General features: G+C 71.9%; 15 protein-coding genes and 1 pseudogene. 4 read left to right on the top strand and 12 right to left on the bottom strand.

The window, feature by feature from the left end:
- Position 1: 1 nt before the first annotated feature.
- Entirely contained in the window at positions 2 to 1,414 is a 1,413-nt protein-coding gene (locus tag ACZ6I3_RS16685) for a family 43 glycosylhydrolase (protein ID WP_469415269.1), read from the top strand.
- 6 nt (positions 1,415 to 1,420) lie between these two features.
- Here the strand turns inward: ACZ6I3_RS16685 and ACZ6I3_RS16680 are convergent, their stop codons facing one another.
- Positions 1,421 to 3,085 carry a rhamnogalacturonan lyase B N-terminal domain-containing protein gene (locus ACZ6I3_RS16680; RefSeq protein ID WP_469415267.1) on the bottom strand — a complete coding sequence of 555 codons (1,665 nt, stop codon included), beginning with the start codon at positions 3,083 to 3,085 and terminating at the stop codon, positions 1,421 to 1,423.
- Positions 3,086 to 3,274: 189 nt separating this feature from the next.
- On the opposite strand from ACZ6I3_RS16680, the gene ACZ6I3_RS16675 reads away from it, so the two are divergent.
- From ACZ6I3_RS16675 to ACZ6I3_RS16665, 3 genes and pseudogenes are all read left to right on the top strand, one after another.
- Entirely contained in the window at positions 3,275 to 4,318 is a 1,044-nt protein-coding gene (locus tag ACZ6I3_RS16675) for a rhamnogalacturonan acetylesterase (RefSeq protein ID WP_469415266.1), read from the top strand.
- 90 nt (positions 4,319 to 4,408) lie between these two features.
- Positions 4,409 to 6,118 carry a DUF2264 domain-containing protein gene (locus ACZ6I3_RS16670; protein WP_469415264.1) on the top strand — a complete coding sequence of 570 codons (1,710 nt, stop codon included), beginning with the start codon at positions 4,409 to 4,411 and terminating at the stop codon, positions 6,116 to 6,118.
- Positions 6,119 to 6,120: 2 nt separating this feature from the next.
- A pseudogene (locus ACZ6I3_RS16665) lies at positions 6,121 to 6,339 on the top strand (isocitrate lyase/phosphoenolpyruvate mutase family protein); the annotation flags it as partial.
- A 116-nt stretch (positions 6,340 to 6,455) separates the two neighbouring features.
- Here the strand turns inward: ACZ6I3_RS16665 and ACZ6I3_RS16660 are convergent.
- The 11 genes from ACZ6I3_RS16660 to ACZ6I3_RS16610 form a co-directional block, all read right to left on the bottom strand.
- On the bottom strand, positions 6,456 to 6,620 hold the full coding sequence (locus ACZ6I3_RS16660) for a hypothetical protein (protein ID WP_469415263.1): 165 nt from the start codon (positions 6,618 to 6,620) through the stop codon (positions 6,456 to 6,458).
- A gap of 52 nt (positions 6,621 to 6,672) precedes the next feature.
- The gene (locus ACZ6I3_RS16655; protein ID WP_469415262.1) at positions 6,673 to 7,263 is read right to left on the bottom strand and encodes a TetR/AcrR family transcriptional regulator; all 591 of its coding nucleotides are present in this window, start codon (positions 7,261 to 7,263) and stop codon (positions 6,673 to 6,675) included.
- A 136-nt stretch (positions 7,264 to 7,399) separates the two neighbouring features.
- The gene (locus tag ACZ6I3_RS16650; RefSeq protein WP_469415259.1) at positions 7,400 to 8,656 is read right to left on the bottom strand and encodes an ATP-grasp domain-containing protein; all 1,257 of its coding nucleotides are present in this window, start codon (positions 8,654 to 8,656) and stop codon (positions 7,400 to 7,402) included.
- A 93-nt stretch (positions 8,657 to 8,749) separates the two neighbouring features.
- Positions 8,750 to 9,982: an ATP-grasp domain-containing protein gene (locus tag ACZ6I3_RS16645; RefSeq protein ID WP_469415258.1), complete on the bottom strand. Its 1,233-nt coding sequence runs from the start codon at positions 9,980 to 9,982 to the stop codon at positions 8,750 to 8,752.
- Positions 9,983 to 9,985: 3 nt separating this feature from the next.
- Positions 9,986 to 10,498, bottom strand: coding sequence for a flavin reductase family protein (locus ACZ6I3_RS16640; protein WP_469415256.1), 513 nt, complete (start codon positions 10,496 to 10,498; stop codon positions 9,986 to 9,988).
- A complete protein-coding gene (locus ACZ6I3_RS16635) occupies positions 10,495 to 11,850 on the bottom strand; it encodes an LLM class flavin-dependent oxidoreductase (protein ID WP_469415254.1) in 1,356 nt (451 codons plus the stop codon). Before ACZ6I3_RS16635 ends, ACZ6I3_RS16640 begins: the two co-directional genes overlap by 4 nt.
- Positions 11,851 to 11,901: 51 nt before the next feature.
- Complete coding sequence (locus ACZ6I3_RS16630; protein WP_469415252.1) at positions 11,902 to 12,861, bottom strand: D-2-hydroxyacid dehydrogenase family protein; 960 nt, start codon at positions 12,859 to 12,861, stop codon at positions 11,902 to 11,904.
- 1 nt (position 12,862) lies between these two features.
- Positions 12,863 to 13,870, bottom strand: a complete 1,008-nt coding sequence (locus ACZ6I3_RS16625; protein ID WP_469415250.1) for a mandelate racemase/muconate lactonizing enzyme family protein — start codon at positions 13,868 to 13,870, stop codon at positions 12,863 to 12,865.
- A complete protein-coding gene (locus tag ACZ6I3_RS16620) occupies positions 13,867 to 15,246 on the bottom strand; it encodes a DUF6025 family protein (protein WP_469415248.1) in 1,380 nt (459 codons plus the stop codon). The genes ACZ6I3_RS16625 and ACZ6I3_RS16620 overlap by 4 nt, the downstream gene beginning before the upstream one ends.
- Positions 15,243 to 17,789 (bottom strand): aconitate hydratase AcnA, encoded by a 2,547-nt coding sequence (gene acnA / locus ACZ6I3_RS16615; protein WP_469415247.1) that lies wholly within the window; start codon positions 17,787 to 17,789, stop codon positions 15,243 to 15,245. Before acnA ends, ACZ6I3_RS16620 begins: the two co-directional genes overlap by 4 nt.
- A complete protein-coding gene (locus ACZ6I3_RS16610; protein ID WP_469415245.1) occupies positions 17,786 to 19,195 on the bottom strand; it encodes a citrate/2-methylcitrate synthase in 1,410 nt (469 codons plus the stop codon). Before ACZ6I3_RS16610 ends, acnA begins: the two co-directional genes overlap by 4 nt.
- Between the last annotated feature and the right edge of the window lie 34 nt (positions 19,196 to 19,229).

Genomic DNA, 19,229 nt, shown 5'->3' with positions numbered 1-19,229 from the left:
GATGAGACGTGCCTACGCCGCCCTGCTCGCCCTGTGCCTGGCCCTGGCGGGCGCCCTCGCCACGGCCGGTCCCGCCCAGGCCGCGCCGCAGACGATCACCAACGGCACCCAGTTCACGGACACCTCGGGCAACCCCGTCCACGCGCACGGCGGCGGAGTCCTCAAGGTGGGCTCGTACTACTACTGGTTCGGTGAGCACCGCAACGCCGACAACACATTCCGGTACGTCGACGCCTACCGCTCGACCGACCTGAAGAACTGGGAGTTCCGCAACCACGTCCTGACCGAGGCCAGCGACCCGGAGCTCGCGACCGCCAACATCGAGCGGCCCAAGGTCATGTACAACGCGTCCACCGGCAAGTTCGTGATGTGGATGCACAAGGAGAACGGCACCGACTACAGCGAGGCCCGCGCCGCCGTCGCCGTCTCCGACACCGTCGACGGGAACTACACCTGGAAGGGCAGCTTCCGGCCGCTCGGCCAGCACATGTCCCGTGACATCACGGTCTTCGTCGACACCGACGGCGCCGGTTACATGATCTCCGCCGCCCGCGAGAACTACGACCTCCAGATCTACCGCCTCACCGCCGACTACACCGGCGTCGCGAGCCTGGTCGCCAACCCCTGGCCCGGCGGCCACCGCGAGGCTCCGGCCTTGTTCAAGCGCAACGGCGTGTACTTCATGCTGACCTCGGGCGCCACGGGCTGGAACCCCAACCAGCAGCAGTACGCCACCGCCACGAGCATCGCCGGACCCTGGTCGGCCATGAGGAACGTCGGCGACTCGACGACCTACGGCTCGCAGACCGCGTTCGTCCTGCCCGTGCAGGGCGGTTCGGGAACCTCGTACCTCTACCTCGGCGACCGCTGGGGCAACTCCTTCGGCGGGACCGTCAACGACTCGCGGTACGTGTGGCTGCCCCTGGCCTTCTCCAACTCGACCACGATGTCCATGTCCTGGTCGCCGGAGGTCACCATCGACACGGCCGCCGGGACCGTCACCGGCACGAGCGCCACGTACAACAGCCTCATCGCCCGCCACTCCTCCAAGTGCGCTGACGTGACCAGCCAGTCGCTGTGGGCCGGTGCCCAGCTCAAGCAGTACGACTGCAACGGCGGCACCAACCAGAGGTACTGGTTCAAGTCCGTCGGCGGCGGCAACTACCAACTGGTGGTCCGCAACAGCTCCCTGTGCGTGCGGGAGAACGCGAGCACGGTCACGCAGGAGAACTGCGACGCTTCCGCGACGAGCCAGCAGTGGTCGCTGACCACCACCGGCTCGTACGTGAACGTCAAGTCGCGTGCCACCGGCGAGTGCCTGGACGTGAACGGCGCGTCCACCGCCAACGGCGGCGCCCTCATCACGTACACGTGCAACGGAGGGACCAACCAGCAGTGGACGCGCGGCACCTGACCGGGCTCAGGCGAGCAGATCGATCGCGTCGATCGCCGTCCCCGCGCTGAGGAAGCCGGCCGCCCCCGACCCGCTCACCACGTCGATCCTGAGCACGTTGTACTGACTCGTGTCCGTCTTCCAGGCGGACGCCGGGACGCTGTACGTGAACGTGTGGTTGTTGCCGCGGTACGAACCGTTGGTCAGCGACCGGGTGTTCGGCTGGGTGGGCGGCGAGGGGGCGGCCGAGGTCCAGCCGTCGTTGACGGTGATCTGGGGCCGGCCGTTCGCGTACGCCGTCGTCACGCCGATGCGCAGGGTGTGCGCGGCGGCGGCCTGCGCGGCGGTCAGCTTGAAGTAGACGAGGATGCCGCTGTTGACGTCCTTCCAGAGGTAGCAGGGGAAGGCCGCCGTCTCACCGCCGCCGCCGATCACCACGTTCCCGGTCCAGGACGCGGCCCTCGCGTCCGACGGATGCGCGTACGTCATCAGGTCCGCGTTCTTGAATCCGCCCGGCGTGCCGTTCCAGTCCCCGATCCGCCAGATCGCGCTCGCGCCCGCGGGGTCGTTGGAGGACGGCAGGGCGATCGTGTTCAGTGTGGTCGTCCCGCCCGCCGACACGCTCACCGACGTCGTGTACACCGCCAGCTCGCCCTTGAAGACGGTCAGCGTGTACGTCCCCGGCAGCACGCCCGGGACGGAGAAGTAGCCGTCCGAGGCACGCGCCGAACCCCAGTACTGTGCGGCCGGGTTGGCCAGCCCGACGGTGTACGGGTACGCCGTGTTCCGGCCCGAGATCCCGACGCCCGCCACCTTGCCCCGGCCGCTCGCCGGCACGTACCCGGAGATGCCGAGCGAGTCGGCCCACGGCGTGGTCAGCGTGCCCGGGAACAGCGCCGAGGAGGGCACCCCGCCGTCCGTGAAGGCGATGACGTACGGGCCCTGGAGGCCGAAGCGCTGGGCCTCGGTCTGGTTCTGGCCGTAGTACAGGATCTCGTAGAGACCGCCGCCGTCGGCGCTCTGGTGGCGGAGCAGGGAGCGGTAGAAGGGGCCGCCGGAGGCCTTCTCGTGGTTGCTGCGCACGACCCACAGGCCGACCCCGCCGGCGGACCAGCCGACGTAGTCGTAGTCCATGACGCGCCGCTTGGAGTAGTGCTTCGAGCGGGTCTGCCCGTCGGACTTCCTGAACACGTCCGAGGCCTCGATGGTGGTCGGGGCGTACGTGTAGGAGTCGGGCTCGTCGTTGAGGAACGCGCCCTTCTTCACCCGCACGATGTACCGGGTCGCGGAGACGGACGTGTCGGCCTTGTTGGTCCACAGGTAGACGTTGTTCTCGCCGCTGCGGGCCGCGTAGTAGTGCTTCAGCGTGCCGTGTGTGACGGAGACCAGGATCGTCGAACCGGACTGCTTGACGGACACGGTGGAGGCGCCGAGGCCGGACTCGATGTGCGAGTTCATACCGCCGTAGCCCTGGTACTCCGTGCCCCGGTAGACCAGCGAGGTCAGGTCGCCGGTGGACTTGCTGACCTTGAAGACCAGCTGGGCGCCGGTGTCGACGACGTAGTTCGAGCCGTCGTCGCTGTAGCCGAAGGCGGCGGCGTGTGCCGTGCCGACGGTGAGGGCCGTCCCGGCCGCGGTGGCGGCGAGGACGAAGGCGCGGCGGCCGACCGGTCTGTTCGCGGATCCGGACATGGGGGGCCTCCTCGGGAGGTGGGGGGAGTTCGGGTGGGAGTGAGGGTGACAGTTGAATCGATTTCGCGAAAGGGCTTTCGGTCATGTGAAGTTGTCCATCTCGTGAATGCTGCTCGGGGTCTAGAAAGCGCTTGTCCGGAGCGGTACGGTCCACCTCCAGGTCTTGTCGTCAGCTGGGAGGAGCCGCGAGTGAGACGTTTCAGCATCGCCGTCGTGGCGGCGATGGCCCTGGGCAGCGCGTTGCCGTCCGTACCGGCGCAGGCCCACCCGGGCCGCCCGTCCCCGGGCCTGGCACAGTGCGCCGCCGGGACCTGCCACTTCGACGTCCCGCCCGGCACCTACGACGTGCGGGTCGTGCTCGGCGGGACCACCGCGTCCGCCACCAGCGTCAGCGGCGAGACCCGCCGCACCCTGCTCCCCGAAACGGCCGCCCCGGCGGGCCAGCGCGTCACCCGCGGCTTCACCGTGAACGTCCGCACCCCCGAGGGCGAGCCCACCGGCCCCGACGGAACCCCCGGCCTCGACCTGCGGATCGGCGGTTCCGCACCCGCCCTCGCCGACATCAGGGTCACCCCCGCCCGGCACACCCGCCAGATCTTCCTCGTCGGCGACTCCACCGTCTGCGACCAGTCCGGCGACCCGTACTCCGGCTGGGGCCAGCAACTGCCCCAGTACCTCCGCCAGGGCGTGTCCGTCGCCAACTACGCCGATTCCGGCGAGAGTACGGTCTCGTATCTGGGGAACCCGCGACTGTGGGCCACCGTGCGGCCCCTGATCCGCCCCGGCGATCTGGTCCTGGTCCAGCTCGCCCACAACGACAAGACCACGGACGAGGCCACCTACCGGGCCAACCTGGAGACCCTGGTGGAAGGCGTCCGCGAGCGGGGCGGACAGCCGGTCCTTGTCACTCCCATCGTGCGACGCTGGTTCAACCCGGACGGCACGCTGAACAACGGAACCGCCCTCCTGGTCAACGGCCTCGGTGTCGACCACCCGGCGGTCACCCGCTCCGTCGCCGCCGCGCGGAACGTCCCGCTGATCGACCTCACCGCGAAGACGAAGGCGCTCGTGGAGTCCCTGGGCGTGGAGGGCTCGAAGGCGCTGTACCTCTACAACGAGGCGCGGGACAACACGCACACCTCCGTGCGCGGTGCCACGGCCTACGCGGGCCTGGTCCGCGACGAACTCGTCACCCGGCATCTGGTGCCGAAGGGCACAGTGCGGGTGGGATAGAGCCCCTGGGGCGCCCCGACCGGAACCGGGGCGCTCCAGGTCCGCCGAGTGTCCTGAGCGTTTGAATGCCCTGAGCACGAAAGAGAACCGATGCAGCTGCCCGCAGCCGACCGCACGACGTCTCCCTTCACCGGCTACACCCGCGCCCACTGGGAGGCGGCGGCCGACGCCCTGCTCACCGCCGTCGAGCCGTACGCGACCGAGGACCGTGCGCTGTACCACCTGCCCGGCGACCGGAGCAGCTGGTCGGGCCGTCTCTCCGACGGCCTGGAGGGTTACGCCCGCACCCTGCTGCTGGCCGCCTTCCGCCGCGACGAGAAGGCCCTGGAGCGCTACGCCACCGGCCTCGCCGCCGGCGTCTCGGGCGTCTGGCCCCGCATCGAGGACCGCGGCCAGCCCCTGGTGGAGGCGGCGTCGATCGCGCTCGCCCTGCGCCTGACCCGGGACCTGCTGTGGGACCGGCTGGACGACGGCGTACGGCAGCGGACGGCCGACTGGCTCGGCGACGCCCTCACCGCCGAGGCGTGGCCCTGCAACTGGGAGCTGTTCCCCGTCACCGTGGGCGGCTTCCTGGCCGAGATCGGCCACGAGCCGGACGCCTCCCGCGCGGCGATCGACCGCGGCCTGGAACGCGTAGAGCGGTGGTACCTGGGCGACGGCTGGTACACCGACGGCGACGGCCGCAAGTTCGACTACTACAACGGCTGGGCGATGCACCTCTACCCGGTGCTGCACGCCTGGCTGGACGGGGACGAGCGCCTGCTGGACCTCTACGGCGACCGCCTCTCGCGCCACCTCTCCGACTACGCCCGGCTGTTCGGCGGTGACGGCGCCCCGATGCACCAGGGGCGTTCCCTGACGTACCGCTTCGCGACGACGGCCCCCCTGTGGCTGGGCGCGCTGACCGGCCGTACGCCCCTGCGGCCCGGGGAGACCCGGCGCCTGGCCTCCGGGGCGCTGCGGTACTTCCTCGACCGGGGCGCGGTGGACGACAGGGGCCTGCTGTCCCTGGGCTGGCACGGCCCCGACGCGTCCGTCCTCCAGGGCTACTCGGGCCCGGCCTCCCCGTACTGGGCGAGCAAGGGCTTCCTCGGCCTGCTGCTCCCGGCGGACCACGAGGTGTGGACGGCGGCGGAGGAACCCGGCCCGGCCGAGCGCGCGGACGCCGTCACGCCCGTCGGCCCGCCCAACTGGCTCCTTCAGGCGACCCGTTCGGACGGTGTGGTCCGCCTCCACAACCACGGCAGCGAGGACGTCCGCTACGACCCGTACTACACCCGCTTGGCGTACTCGACGGTGACGGCCCCGGCCGCGTCGCCCTCCCTGTCGTCCTCCTCGTCGTACGACAACAGCGTGATCGTCGGCGACGACCCGAGCCGTACCGGCATAGAACCGCTGGGCGTCGGCGAGGGCTGGGCGGCCTCCCGGCACACGGCGGGCGGGGGGACGCGGGTGACCAGTCTGGTGCTGGCACGCGGGGCCGCGGAGGTCCGGGCGCATCTGGTGACGGGCGCGGAGCCCGGGACGCCGGTCCGGGTGACCGGCTGGCCGGCGGGGGAGGGCCTGCGGGCCGAACTCGTACCGGCGATCGGACTCGCGGACTCCCTGACGGGCGTCGTGGGCGAGACCGCCACCCTGTTCGTCGCGCTGGCCCGGCTGACGGCCGAGCCGGATCCGGTCCCACTGGAGGAGCTGGTCTCCGTCCGCGCCGACGGTGCCGGAGCACTGGCGGTCCGCTGGAGCGACGGCGGCGTGACACGGGTCCGGCTGACGGAGTCGGGCGTGGACGTCACGGCCTGAGCCGGGCGATCGCGACGACGAGCCTGGGCGTCGCCGCGGTCGCGGGACTGCCCGACGGTGTGGCGGCGACCCGGGAGGAGACGCTCCGACTGGCCATCGCCCTGGGCTCCGAAGCGTTCCAGGTGTCGGTCGACGCGGAGGGCGGTTTCAGCGACGACCCGGACGAGGTGGGGGAGTTCGCGCGCGAGCTGTACGCCGTGGGAGCGGTCGGCATCAACCTGGTCGGCGACGGCGACGGCGACGGCGCGGGGCTGGAGGCGGTGGCGGACATCGGGGCGGGGCGGATGCCGGGGGGCATGACACCGTCCTACGACGAGGTGGCCGGGTTCGCGACCCGCTAGGTGTCGAGCGCGGCGACCAGCAGGGCGACGGCGGCCAGGTCTGGTACATCGCGCAGGAAGGCGTGGGCCTGCTCACCCGCGAACGCGCGTTGGGCATCGGTCACAGCGGGATCGACGGCATTGCAGATCTGGCCCAGGGCGCCCCGGGTCACGGGCGTCATCGTCCAGGGTCCGGTGCCGAGGGAGTAGATCTCGGCTATGGAGCCGGCCGTGTCACGTATCGGGGATCCTCTCCTCGCGGGGCCAGTTCACCAGCAGTGCGTGCAGGGCGTCGACGGCCCGGTCCCAGGACGCCCGGACGTCACGCGGCGCGCCGAAGGCACCGTTGGACTCCAGGGCGCAGTAGCCGTGGAAGGTGCTGCGCAGCAGGCGCACGGCGTCGGTGAGGTCGGGTTCCTCCAGGCCGTAGGCGCGGAGCATGCCGTAGGTGAGGTCGGCCGTGCGGCGCATCGCGGGGGAGTCGGCGAGGAGGTCCTGGTCGACGGGGAACTGCGTCGCCGCGTACCGGCCCGGGTGTTCCAGGGCATAGGCCCGGTAGGCACCGGCGAACGCGGCGAACGTGTCCCGGCCGGGCTCGCACCCCTCGACCGCCGCCGCGATCCGGTCGATCATCTCGCCGCCCGCGAGGAGGGCCATGCGGGTGCGCAGGTCCTTGAGGTTCCGGACGTGGGTGTACAGGCTGGCGTCCTTCACACCGAAGCGCCGCGCCAGCGCGGACAGGGTGACACGCTCGAAGCCGGCCTCGTCGGCGAGGTCGGCTGCCGCCGCGACGAGGCGGTCGGGGGTGAGGCCGGCTCTGGGCATGGGGGCTCTGGAGGTTACCTCTCGAAGAGGGCCAGGACGGTGATGCCGCGTCGGTGTGAAGGTCCCACAGGCGCACGGTGATCGTAGCCGGGGCAGTGGTTGCGGTGCCCATGACCAGGAGGGCACCGTCATGCCGTCATATCGTCACACCACGCCGGCCGGGAACGCGCAGCCGGAACTCGAGGCATTCCACAGCGGCCCGTGCGGCGGCCACCGCCTCGTCGGCGCTCTCTCCCAGGGCACGGGCAAGCGCCACTCGGGACTCCGATGTCTCGAGCCTGCCGACCTCCGTACCCGGGCGCGCCAGCACAGCGACCTCGGTCACGCCGGGGAGCGCACGGGCCTCGTCGAGGCCGGACACGCCGTCGAGCACCCCTGCCGCGTCGAGCGAGGCGAACCAGATGGCCGAACAACGGGCGGGACGGTCCCCGGCGAGAGTGGCCCGGATGCCGGGCAGCACCTTCTCCCCCAGTGTCTGGCGGGCCGTGCAGTCGTCCACATCGACTCCGGTCGCGTCGAGGGTCAGAGCCGGGATCTGGTCCCCGCCCATGCGAATGTGGGTCTCGATCAGACGTGGGCCCTTGTCGCCGAGTACGACCTCCGTGTGGGTGGGGCCGAACTCCACCCCCAGCGCGTCGAGTACGCCGCCCACATACGTGTGGATCTCTTCGCGCAGCGCGGCGGGAAGATCCGCGGGAGACACGTGGCCGAGTTCGACGAAGGTCTCCGGATCCGAGAACTTGCGGGTGATGGTCACGACCTGGTGCTCGCCCAGCTCGGAGAACGCCTCGACGCTGAACTGCGGGCCGTCGAGGAACTCCTCGGCCAGGACACCGGTGTTCGGCAGTCCGAGATAGCTGCCGCCGGCCTTCGCGAAGGCGTCGGCCAGCTCGCTCTCGTCCACCACTTTGGTGACGCCCGCGCTGCCCGAGCTGGAGATCGGCTTCACCACGCAGGGCAGGCCGTTCTGCCGTATGAAGGCGCGCAGTTCGTCGAGGTCGGCGGCCCGGGCGCTGACGGTGGCGTCGACCCCCGCCTCGCGCAGACGCACCCGCATGGCCTCCTTGTCGTGGACCAGGGACACCGTGGCCGGGCTGTGGGCGGACAGGCCCAGGGCCTCGGCCACGACCCCGTAGTGGTCCTGGTCCCGTTCGCCGAAGGTGCCGATCCGGGTGAAGGGGTGCAGCGCGTGCACCGCCGCCGCCAGGTCGATCCACTCCTGCTCGGGCGCATCGCCGCGCACTCCGATGACCCGGGCGTTCTCGCCGGGGACACGGACCTTGCCGAGGTAGTCCAGCTGGCAGATCACCGTCGTACGGGTGCCTGGCTGAAGAGCGCGGATACGGGCGGGGAAGTCGCGGCCGGGGCCGACGATCAGGACGTGTTCGGACAACGTTGCTTTCCTGTCTGTTCGCGAAGGGAGGGGAGGGGGGAGAGGGGAGGAGGCGGGCCGGCGTCCGTCGGGACACGAGGTGCCGCTCCGGCACTACTGCCAGGCGGTGTTCTCGTGCCACCACTCCATGGCTTCGGCGAGGAGAGCGCGGACCGACTCGGAGGTCTCGGCCTGGACGAAGAAGCTCGCCGCCCCGTCCCCGACGTGCTCCACGCCCTTGCACTGGGCGCCGGGTTCCCGCATGAGAGTCATCTCCGTACCGGGAACCGGGCACGGCCGGGCCGGTGGTACGAAGGCGCCGTGCCCGGGAGGCACGATGACCCAGCCGACGGCGGCCGACGGGGCCGCGGGCTGAGTGGTCCGGGCGAGAGCCGAACCGCACTGCGCCCGAAGCCCCTCCCGCGCCAGCTGGACGCCGAAGACGCGCTCGTACTGCTCGCCGACCAGAGATCCGCCCGCGCGGCTGGCGATCTCGCACAGGACCGGCACGCCGTCCGGGCCGATCCACGCCTCCAGGTGGAAGGCGAGCGGATGCGGAGCGGCGGGAAGGGCCGCGACGACGTCCTCCGCCATGCGCCGCATCACCGCCGTGCGAGGGTCGTCGGGCGCCAGCAGCACGCTGCCGATGTGCAGTTCGTCGTGGATGCGCTCCGCGAGGCCGCCGGTGTACTGACCGGGCCAGGCGTGCACGATCCGGCCGTCCTGCATGATGCCGTCGACATGGAAGAACTCCCCCGTGGCGAAGCCCTCGACCATCCACTGGGCAGGCAGGTACGGCACGTCCGAGGAGCCCTCGCGGTCCAGGAACGCCGTGACGTCCGCCGGGCCGCGCAGGATCGCCACGCCCTCCGCGCCCGCGCCGAGGCGCGGCTTCACCACGACCGGGAAGCCCTCGGCCTCGATGAAGTCCAGCAGGTCCGCGGGGCTGTCCACCGGGGCGAACGCGGGCACACCGATGCCCGCCGCCCGGGCCAGCCGCTTCATGACGACCTTGTCCCGGTACGCGGTCGCCGACGCCACGTCCTGGCCCGGCAGACCGAGGCGGGCCCGCAGCCGGGCCGCGCGGAGCACATCGCTCTCGCTGGTGCTGGCGACGAGTTCGGCCCCGTGCTCGCGGGCGGCCTCCTCGGCCACCTGCTCGGCGGACCAGCTGTGGTACGAGTCCACCAGGCGGTGCATCGGGAAGTGCTCCGCCAGGATGTCCTCCGCGCCCGCCACCGCCTTGGGTGTCGTCAGCAGGATGATGTCGTCCGCCGTGCGGTCCAGCCACTGGTGCAGCGGGCGGGTGGCGAGCGGCTGGCGGGAGAGCAGCAGAATCCTGGGCATGGTTCACGTCCTCGCTGGGATGGGGGTGGTGACGGGACGCAGGTCTCCGTGCAGATGCACCAGGCTGTCGCCCGGCGCTCCGTGCCGTACCTGCTCGACGGCGCCCACCAGCAGATGGTGGTCGCCCAGCCGGAGCTGCCGGTACCGGGAGCAGATCAGCCAGCTCAGACAGCCGTCGAGCAGCGGCACCCCGAACGGGCCCGGCCGCCAGGCGGTGGGAGACGCGAACCTGTCACCGGACCTGGCGAAACGCAGGGCCAGATCCGCCTGGTGCGCGCCGAGCAGCTGGATGCCGAACCGGTCGCAGTCCTTGATCCGGCCCCAGGTGGCCGAGGTCTCGGCGAGCGTGACGGAGACCAGGGCCGGAGCGACGCTGACCGAGGTGAAGGAGGTCACGGTCACGCCCATGAGCCCCTCGTCGTCGGCAGCGGTCAGCACGGCGACACCGGCGGCATGCGCCCGCAGCACGGACCGCAGCTCCGCCCCTTCGACGGTGACCGGGTGCTCGGCACTCACCGCGTGGCCCCGGACACCGCCCGGAACCCCGGCCGCGGCAGGCCCAGGTTCTCGCGAAGCGTCGTGCTCTCGTACTCGGTGCGGACGAGTCCGCGGCGCTGCAACTCGGGCACGAGCAGGTCGACGATCGCGTCGAGACCGCCGGGATGGTAGTCCGGCATGATGTTGAAGCCGTCGGCGGCCTCGTTCACGAACCACTCCTCCAGCTGGTCCGCGATGGTTTCGGGGGTGCCCAGCAGGAACCGGTGGCCGCGGCCGGCGGCGACGGACAGGTACAGCTCGCGGATGGTGAGGCCCTGCCGTCTGGCCTGCTCGTAGATCATCTGCTGTTTGCTGGTGCTGCCCTCCGTGGCGGGCAGCTCCGGCAACGGGCCGTCCAGCGGGTACCCGGAGATGTCGACCATGCCGAGCTGGTACGACAGCATGCCGAGGCCGACGACCGGGTCGACCAGCGACTGCAGCGTCTCGTACCGGTCCTCGGCCTCGGCCTGGGTGCGGCCCACGACGATGAAGGCACCGGGCAGGATCTTGACGTCGTCCGGGTGGCGGCCGTGGTCGGCGATCTGCTTCTTCAGGCCGCGGTAGTAGACCTGCGCCTGGTCGAGGGTCTGCTGCACGGTGAAGACGACCTCGGCCCAGCGGGCGGCGAAGTCCTGGCCGTCCGGGGACGAGCCGGCCTGCACGATGACCGGATGACCCTGCGGCGGGCGGGCCACGTTGAGCGGGCCCCGCACCGAGAAGTGCTCGCCCCGGTGGCCGAGGACGTGCAGTTTCTCCGGGTCGAAGAAGCGCCCGGAGTCCTTGTCGTACAGGAAGGCGTCGTCCTCCCAGCTGTCCCAGAGGCCGGTGACGACCTCCATGAACTCGCGGGCGCGGTGATAGCGGGCGGCGTGCTCGGGCTGCTTGTCCAGGTTGTAGTTGCGGGCCTCGGCGTCTGTCGCCGAGGTGACGACGTTCCAGCCGGAGCGGCCGCCGCTGAGGTGGTCGAGCGAGGCGAACTGCCGGGCGACGGTGAAGGGTTCGTTGTACGTCGTCGAGGAGGTCGCCGTCAGGCCGATGTGGGTGGTGTGGACGGCGAGCGCGGACAGCAGGGTGAGCGGCTCGAAGTGCACCATGCGTCCCTGCCGGCTGAGTTCGTCGGCGTCCTTGTACTTGGTGCGCACGCCGGCGCCGTCGGACAGGAAGACCATGTCGAACTTGCCGCGCTCCGCGGTCTGCACCAGCGAGCGGTAGTAGTCGAAGTCGAGGCCGCCGTCCGGCCGGGCCTCGGGATGGCGCCAGGCGGCTATGTGGTGGCCGGGCGCGGGCAGGAAGGCGCCGAGTTTCATCATGCGGCGCTGCGGGCTGGTCACCGGTGTCTCTCCAAAGGCTGTGGGACGGGAAGTGTTCGGGCGCGCGGGGCGTCAGCCGAGTCGGCGCACCGGGGCGCCGGCCAGGTAGGCCTCGATGTCCTCGACGGCCTGGCCGTAGTACGTGCGGTAGTTGCTGTGGGAGACGTAGCCGAGGTGCGGGGTCGCCAGGAGCCGGGGCGCGGTGCGCATCGGGTGGTCCCCGGGCAGCGGCTCGATGTCGAAGACGTCCACGCCGGCGCCGGCGATCCGCCCCTCGTGCAGCGCGGCGAGCAGGGCGTCCTGGTCGACGATGGCCGAGCGGGAGGTGTTGATCAGGTACGAGGTCGGTTTGAGCAGGGCCAGCTCGGGGGCGCCGAGCAGGCCGCGGGTGCGTTCGCCGAGCCCGAGATGGACCGAAACGAAGTCACTGCCGCGCAGCACCTCCTCCTTGGAGGGGGCCAGGTGAACGCCGGCCTCGTCGGCGCGCTCCTTGGTGAGGTTCTCGCTCCAGGCCGTCACCTCCATGCCGAAGGCGAGACCCACCCGGGCCACCCTGCTGCCGATCTTGCCCAGCCCGAGCAGGCCGAGACGCCGGCCGTGCAGGTCGACGCCGAGAGTGGACTGCCAGGGGCCGCCCGTGCGCAGGGCGTTGTTCTCGGTGACGATGCCGCGGGCGAGACCGAGCAGCAGCGCCCAGGTCAGCTCGACCGGCGGGGTGGAGGAACTCGCGGTGCCGCAGACCGTGACGCGGTTGCGTTCGGCGGCGGTGTAGTCGATGACCGAGTTGCGCATGCCGGAGGCGATGAGCAGCTTCAGCCGGGGAAGGCGGTCGAGGAGACCGGCGCGGAAGGGGACGCGCTCCCTCAGGGTCACCGCGATGTCGAAGTCCGAGAGAGCTACGGCCAGTTCGTCCTCGGTGGCGAAGTGCTCGGTGAAGGAGACGACCTCCACCCGGTCCTGGACGGTGCTCCAGTCGGCCACGGTGGTGGCGATGTCCTGGAAGTCGTCGAGCACGGCGCAGCGCAGCCGCATGTCAGTCCTCTCCGTGGATGTCATGGATCCCGTGGGCGGGGGTGACGCCGATGCCGGGCGCGGTGGGCAGGGTGAGGGTGCCGCGGTCGATGCGCATGCCGGTGAACGGGTCGTGGAGCAGGCCGACGGGCCCGTCCAGGTCGAGGTGGTCGGCGAGCGGGGCGAGTTGGGCCATGGCGGTGGTGCCGAGGACGCTCTCCACCTTGCAGCCGAGCATGGTCGTCAGTCCGCAGGCCCGGGCGAGGGTGAGCATCTCGTGCGCGACGGCCAGGCCGCCGCACTTGGCCAGCTTGATGTTGATGCCGCTGACACGGCCGCGCAGCCGCAGTACATCCTGGGGCCCGCCGCAGTCCTCGTCGGCGAAGACGGGGACCGGGGAGCGTTCGTGCACGTACTGAAGGTCGTCGAGCGCACCGGGGGCGACAGGCTGCTCCAGGATCTCGACGCCGTGCCGGTGCAGTTCCTCGGCGACGCGAAGGGCCTGGTCGGGGAGCCACGAGCCGTTGCCGTCGACGCGGATGCGTCCGTCGTAGACCGAGCGGAGCACTCCGGCGCGGCTGCCGTCGTCCTCGGGCGTGAGCTTGAGCTTGAGGACCGGCCAGTCGGCCAGCTTCTCTGCCTGCCGGACGAGTTCGTCGTCGGGGCAGGCACCGATGGACAGCGCCGTGGGCGCGAGCGGCAGCCCGTCGAGGCCGAGGAGCCGGTGCAGGGGCTGCCCGCTCGCCTTGCCGAGCAGGTCGTGCAGGGCCATGTCGACCGCCGACCGGGTCGCGGGGCTCGTCGGCGGGAGCAGGTCCAGCGTCCGGCGCACCGCGAAGGGCGAGGCACCGGCCAGGAGTGGTGCGCAGGCGGCGATCCCGGCCGGGTCGGCACCGCGCGCGGTGCCGTGCCCGCGCAGCCCCTCCCAGGTCAGTTCGACGACGCTCTGGCGCACCTCGGTGGTGACGCCGGTGTTGCTGACGAACGGTTCCCGCAGAGCGATGACGACCTCGCGCTGGGCGAGTCTCATCCCAGCACCTCCTCGAACGCGGCGACCGCACCACAGGCCTGCCGGAAGGTCAGCTCCCGGAACCCTTCGGGCTCCACCGGCACCGCGACCTCGCGCGGGGTGTCGTCGGCCGGCACTCCGCTGCCGCTCCTGAAGCGGCCGCGCAGGTACTCCGAGAGCCGGTCGCGATGGGAGTCCAGCCAGGTCAGCGTGGTGTCGTAGGCGGCCTCGGGGCCCGCGGCGCGTACCCCGCGGAACAGCTCCGCCAGCACCTCGACGTCGTCCGGCGCCGTGCTCGGCGGACAGAGCATGAAGGCCTGGGCGGGCAACAGCACGAAGGCCACCGGAGCCGCCTCGTCGAAGTGCCGGACCAGCGGGTCGGTGATGGCCCGCAGGGAGCGCACCGTGGAGCGCCGGGACAGATAGCCGCCGCGCCGGGGCGGGCAGCCGGCCATGGCCCGGGCACCCCAGTGGAGATGGGTGATGAACGGGCTCTCGGGCGGGCCGGCCGGAGTGTCCGGGTGGTGCATGTCGAGCAGGGCGAACAGCACATTGGTGAGCTGGAGCGACATCACCGGCAGGACCGGCGGCAGGTCGCGCGTCCGGGCGAAGAACTCCGCCGGTTCCACCAGCGCGCGCACCGTGAGCATGACCGCTTCGGCGAGGGCACGGGCCGACGGGTAACGGTGGCCGTCGAGTACGTAGCCGGTGCCGTCCCGCCACAGGTCGCAGCGGCTCACCTCACCGTCCAGGCGCACGGCCTGGCTGATCAGCTCGGCGAACGCCTGGTTGCGGCCCTGCGCCGCCGCCTGCTCCAGGAGCAGGGTGAGTAGGTCGGTGACGAGCGGGGCGCGGTCGGTGAGGGTGGCCGCCCAGTGCCGGAAGCGGAAGCCGGGCAGGGCCTGCATCCGCTGCCGGTGCAGTTCGACCAGCGGGACCAACTGCCCGTCCACCTCGGCCTGCACCAGGGGGCAGAACAGGGGCTTGGACCGGTCGCGGCGGACGAAGCGGGTGCCGTCCCAGGTGTGCAGGGGCAGGGTGTGCCGCTTGCCCCGTTCGATGAGCGAACCGGGCTGGTACGCCTCGTCGCCGCCCTCGGTGTCGGCCTCGGTGCGGGTGAAGCCGTAGATCAGCGGATAGCCGTGACCGCCGCCGCAGATCGCGGTGTTGAAGTCCATCGGCCCGGAGCGGCCGGCCGCGATGTCCTCCCAGTTGCCCAGGTGGCCGGTGCGCGGCGGCAGCAGGGCCGGGTCGTCGTGCAGGGCGTCGAGGAGGGCGCCGATGGTCACGTCGTGCGTGCCGAGGTGCACCGGGACGAAGGTCTTCGTCCCGGCGGTGAGGGCGTCGGCTTGGGCGGCCCGGCGCAGGCCGAGCCGGTCGAGGATGTGCGTGCTCATCCGGACACGGCCTCCTGCTCGCGCAGTTGCCGCAGCAGGTACGGCAGCGTGCCGCCGGCCAGCAGGACGTCCCACTCGCCCTCCGACTGCACGTCGGCGCGGGCCGTGAACGCCTGCTCGCCGGCGGTGACCCGCACCTCCCGGGTCTCCCGGACCCGGTCCAGGTCCAGGTCCAGTGCGAACTCCTCGTGGCCCGTGAGGCCGAGATCGGCCCAGCCCTGCCCGGCGGGCAGCAGCAGCGGCAGGATGCCCATGGCGCACAGGTTGGCTCGGTGGATGCGCTCGAAGCTCTCCGCCAGGACCGCGCGGACACCGAGCAGCCAGGGCCCCTTGGCGGCCCAGTCGCGGGACGAGCCCATGCCGTAGCTGCGGCCGGCCAGCACGATCAGCGGGGTGCCGGACTCGGCGTAGCGCCGGGCGGCGTCGAAGACGGGCAGCTGCTCGCCGCTCGGCAGGTGCAGCGTGGAGCCGCCGCTGTCGCCGTCGCCGACCAGGAGGTTGCGCAGCCGGGGGTTGCTGAAGGTGCCCCGTGCCATCACCTCGTGGTTGCCGCGGCGTGAGCCGTAGGAGTTGAAGTCGCGGACCCCGAGTCCGAGGAGGTGACGCCCGGCCGGGGAGTCCGCGGGGATGGCGCCGACCGGCGAGATGTGGTCGGTGCTGATGTCGTCACCGAGCGCGAGCAGGGCGCGGGCACCGGACAGCGAGCCCGGAGCGGGGCCCGGGTCGGCGTAGGCGGGGGGCCGGATGTACGCGGACGCCGGGTCCCAGGCGAAGACCTCGCCGTCCGGGGCACTGATCGCTTCCCAGGCCGGGTCGGGCGCCTGGTCGTGGGCGAACATCCGGGGAGTGACGAACCGGTCTTCCAGTTCCCGCAGTTCGCCGTTGTGCGGCCACAGGTCCCGCAGATGGACGGGCCGGCCCTCGGTGTCCGTGCCGAGCGGCTCGTTCTCCAGGTCGGCGCGGACGGTGCCGACCAGCGCCAGGGCGACCACGAGGGCCGGGGACGCCAGATAGCCCGCGCGGACCTGGGCGTGGACACGCGACTCGAAGTTGCGGTTGCCGCTGAGCACGGCGGCCACGGTCAGCCCCAGGCGGTCGACGGTCTCACCGACCCCGGGGTTGAGCGGGCCGCTGCCGCCGTTGCACGTCATGCAGCCGTATCCGGCGACGTGGAACCCCAGCTTCTCCAGATCGCCGAGCAGCCCCGACTCCGCCAGGTAGCGGGTGACCGCGCGGGAACCGGGCGAGAGACTGGTCTTGACGTGCGCGGGCACGGTCAGGCCGCGCTCCACGGCCCGGCGGGCCAGCAGCCCGGCGGCCAGCATCGCCTTAGGGTTGGAGGTGCTGGTGCAGGACGTGATGGCCGCGATGACCAGGTCGCCGTCGGACACCACGTCCTCGGTGCGGACCTCGCCCTGGTGCAGCGCCGCGAAGGAGGCGGGCAGCGCGCCGAGGGAGATCCGCTGGTCGGGCCGGCTCGGCCCGGCGAGCCCCGGGCCGACCTCGCCCAGATCGAAGTCGATGGTCCGCCCGAAGACGGGTTCCTCGCCGCCGCGCAGCAGCCGCTGGCGCAGGCAGTAGTCCCGCACCCGGGCCACGTCGGAGTCCGTGCGGCCGGTGCGCCGCAGATAGCTCAGGGTCTCCTCGTCGACGGGGAAGAACGCGGTCATGGCACCGTACTCGGGAGCCATGTTGGCGATGGTGCAGCGGTCGGGCGCGGTGAGTTCGGCGACCCCGGGGCCGGTGAACTCCAGCATCATGGCGCGCACGTTGTGCTCGCGCAGCCGGCGGGTCAGGGCGAGCACCACGTCGACGGGCGAGGTGCCGGGGCTGACCGCGCCGGTGAGGCGGACGCCGACCACGGGGGGAATGCCGATCGGCTGGGCGAGACCCAGCATCTGCGCCTCCGCCTCCAGGCCGCCGACGCCCCAGCCCAGCACTCCGAGGCCGCCCACCATGGTGGTGTGACTGTCGGTGCCGAGCACGGTGTCGGGATACAGGCCGCCGTCCGGGCCTTCGGCGACCACCGTGGCGAGCCGCTCCAGATTGACCTGGTGGACGATGCCGTGGCCCGGCGGGATGACCCGCAGCCCGTCGAAGGCGCCCTCGGCCCACTTGAGGAACGAGTAGCGCTCCTGGTTGCGGGACATCTCCAGCGCCTCGTTGAGCCGCAGCGCGTCCGGACGTCCCGCCCAGTCGGCCTGCACGGAGTGGTCCACGACCACGTCGATGGGCAGCGCGGGATTGACCCGGCCCGGCTCGGCGACGCGGTCGCGCAGCACGGCGAGGTCGACGAGCAGCGGGATGCCGGTGTAGTCCTGCACGAGGATGCGGGCGGGCCGGAACGGCATCTCCAGGCCGGGGGCCTCGCCGAGCGCGAGGCGCTTGCCGAGAACCGCGGCCTGCGCCGGGTCGCCTCCGCGCAGCAGGGATTCGATCAGGACACGGCCGGTGTACGGGACGGCGCCGAGGTCGAAGCCGTGCTCCGCGGCGAAGCCGGGCAGCGAGGGCGCGGCAGGTGCGGCAGCTGTCGTACGGCTCATCGGCCGTCCGCCTTCCGGTAGGTCCGGCCGTGCGGCCCGGCATAGCTGAGCAGCGGCCGGATCAGCACGTTGTTGGACTGCTGTTCGAGCGCCTGGGCGACCCAGCCGGGAGCGCGGCCGACGACGAAGAGCGGCACGGCCAGGTCGTCCGGCAGGCCGAGCAGCCGGTAGGCGAGCCCCGCGTACAGGTCCACGTTGGGGGCGACGCCGTGCCGGCCGTACGGGCGCATCGCCGTGGCCACGGCGTCCAGGATGTCGAGGCCGGTGGTGTCGCCGCGCTCCTCGCTCAACTCGACGACGGTGGAGCGCAGATGACGTACGCGGGGGTCCTCGGTCCGGTAGACGCGGTGGCCGAAGCCCATCACGGGCTCGCCCCGGCTCTGGAGCGCCTCGACGTGCGCCCGCGCGTTCCCGGGCGAACCGACCTGGTCGATGAGGCCGACGACGCGCTCGGCGGCACCGCCGTGCACCGAGCCCGCGAAGGCGGCGACGGCGGCGGTGACCGCGGCCGTCATGCCGGCCCGGCAGCCGATGGCGACGCGGGCGGTGAACGCGGAGGCGTTGGAGCTGTGGTCGGCATGGACGATGAAGCCCTTGTCGATGAACCGCACCGCGGCCGGCGAGGGCCGCTCGCCGAGCAGCACGGTGAGGAACGCCTCGGCGTGGGTGGCGTCCTCCGGCGGCGGCAGTGGCTCGCGGCCGGTGCGGAAGGCGTGGTGCGCGGCGACGATCATCGGTATCCGGGCGATCAGCGAGACACCGGTCTCCAGGGCCTCGGCATAGCTCTCGTCGGTGCCGGGCGCCCGTCGCGGGCCGAAGGCGCCAAGGGCGGAGACACAGGTGCGCAGTGCCTCCATGGGGTGCGCGTGCGCGAGGGAGCGGACCAGACCGAGGACGGGGGCGGGCAGCGCGCGCAAGGCGCGCAGTTGCTTGGCGAAGCTCTCCAGGCCCGCGGCGTCCGGGAGTTCACCGTGGACCAGCAGGTGAGCGACCTCCTCGAAGGAGGACCGCTCGGCCAGGTCGTGGATGCTGTAGCCGCGGTACTCGAGGACGCCCTCGGCGCCGTCGATGTGGGTGATGGCGGTCCGGTCGAAGACGACGCCCTCCAGACCTCGGTGCACGGTGCGGCGCTCTTCCTGTCCGGCGGCCGCCGCGGGGAGATCCCCGTCCCCGCCGGTCCGCCCAGGGACTCGGGCGGCGGCGAACTCGCGGACGGCGGCCACCGATCGGAGCCCCAGCGTGAGGTCGTCGTCGATCTCGACGCCGTACTCCTGCTCGATGGCGACCAGCAGCGAGACGTGGCCGAGCGAGTCCCACTCCCTGATCGACTGGTATTCGAGTCCGTCCGTGACACGGTCCTCGGCGATGCCCAGGGCGCGGGCTATGAGCTGGTCGACGTTGCTCACGATTCCCTTTCTTGGAGGTCCGGAGACCTCTGTT

This window comes from Streptomyces sp. NPDC041940, from assembly GCF_055589465.1.
Note: the sequence above shows the minus strand (reverse complement) of the source record. Positions and strands in the feature narration are given on the sequence as shown.

Coding starts and splice junctions, on each gene's coding strand:
- ACZ6I3_RS16630 (WP_469415252.1), bottom strand. CDS start 12,861: ATGCGGCTGCGCTGCGCCGTGCTCGACGACTTCCAGGACATCGCCACC.
- ACZ6I3_RS16620 (WP_469415248.1), bottom strand. CDS start 15,246: ATGAGCACGCACATCCTCGACCGGCTCGGCCTGCGCCGGGCCGCCCAA.
- ACZ6I3_RS16685 (WP_469415269.1), top strand. CDS start 2: ATGAGACGTGCCTACGCCGCCCTGCTCGCCCTGTGCCTGGCCCTGGCG.
- ACZ6I3_RS16670 (WP_469415264.1), top strand. CDS start 4,409: ATGCAGCTGCCCGCAGCCGACCGCACGACGTCTCCCTTCACCGGCTAC.
- ACZ6I3_RS16645 (WP_469415258.1), bottom strand. CDS start 9,982: ATGCCCAGGATTCTGCTGCTCTCCCGCCAGCCGCTCGCCACCCGCCCG.
- acnA (WP_469415247.1), bottom strand. CDS start 17,789: ATGAGCCGTACGACAGCTGCCGCACCTGCCGCGCCCTCGCTGCCCGGC.
- ACZ6I3_RS16625 (WP_469415250.1), bottom strand. CDS start 13,870: ATGAGACTCGCCCAGCGCGAGGTCGTCATCGCTCTGCGGGAACCGTTC.
- ACZ6I3_RS16655 (WP_469415262.1), bottom strand. CDS start 7,263: ATGCCCAGAGCCGGCCTCACCCCCGACCGCCTCGTCGCGGCGGCAGCC.
- ACZ6I3_RS16680 (WP_469415267.1), bottom strand. CDS start 3,085: ATGTCCGGATCCGCGAACAGACCGGTCGGCCGCCGCGCCTTCGTCCTC.
- ACZ6I3_RS16660 (WP_469415263.1), bottom strand. CDS start 6,620: ATGACGCCCGTGACCCGGGGCGCCCTGGGCCAGATCTGCAATGCCGTC.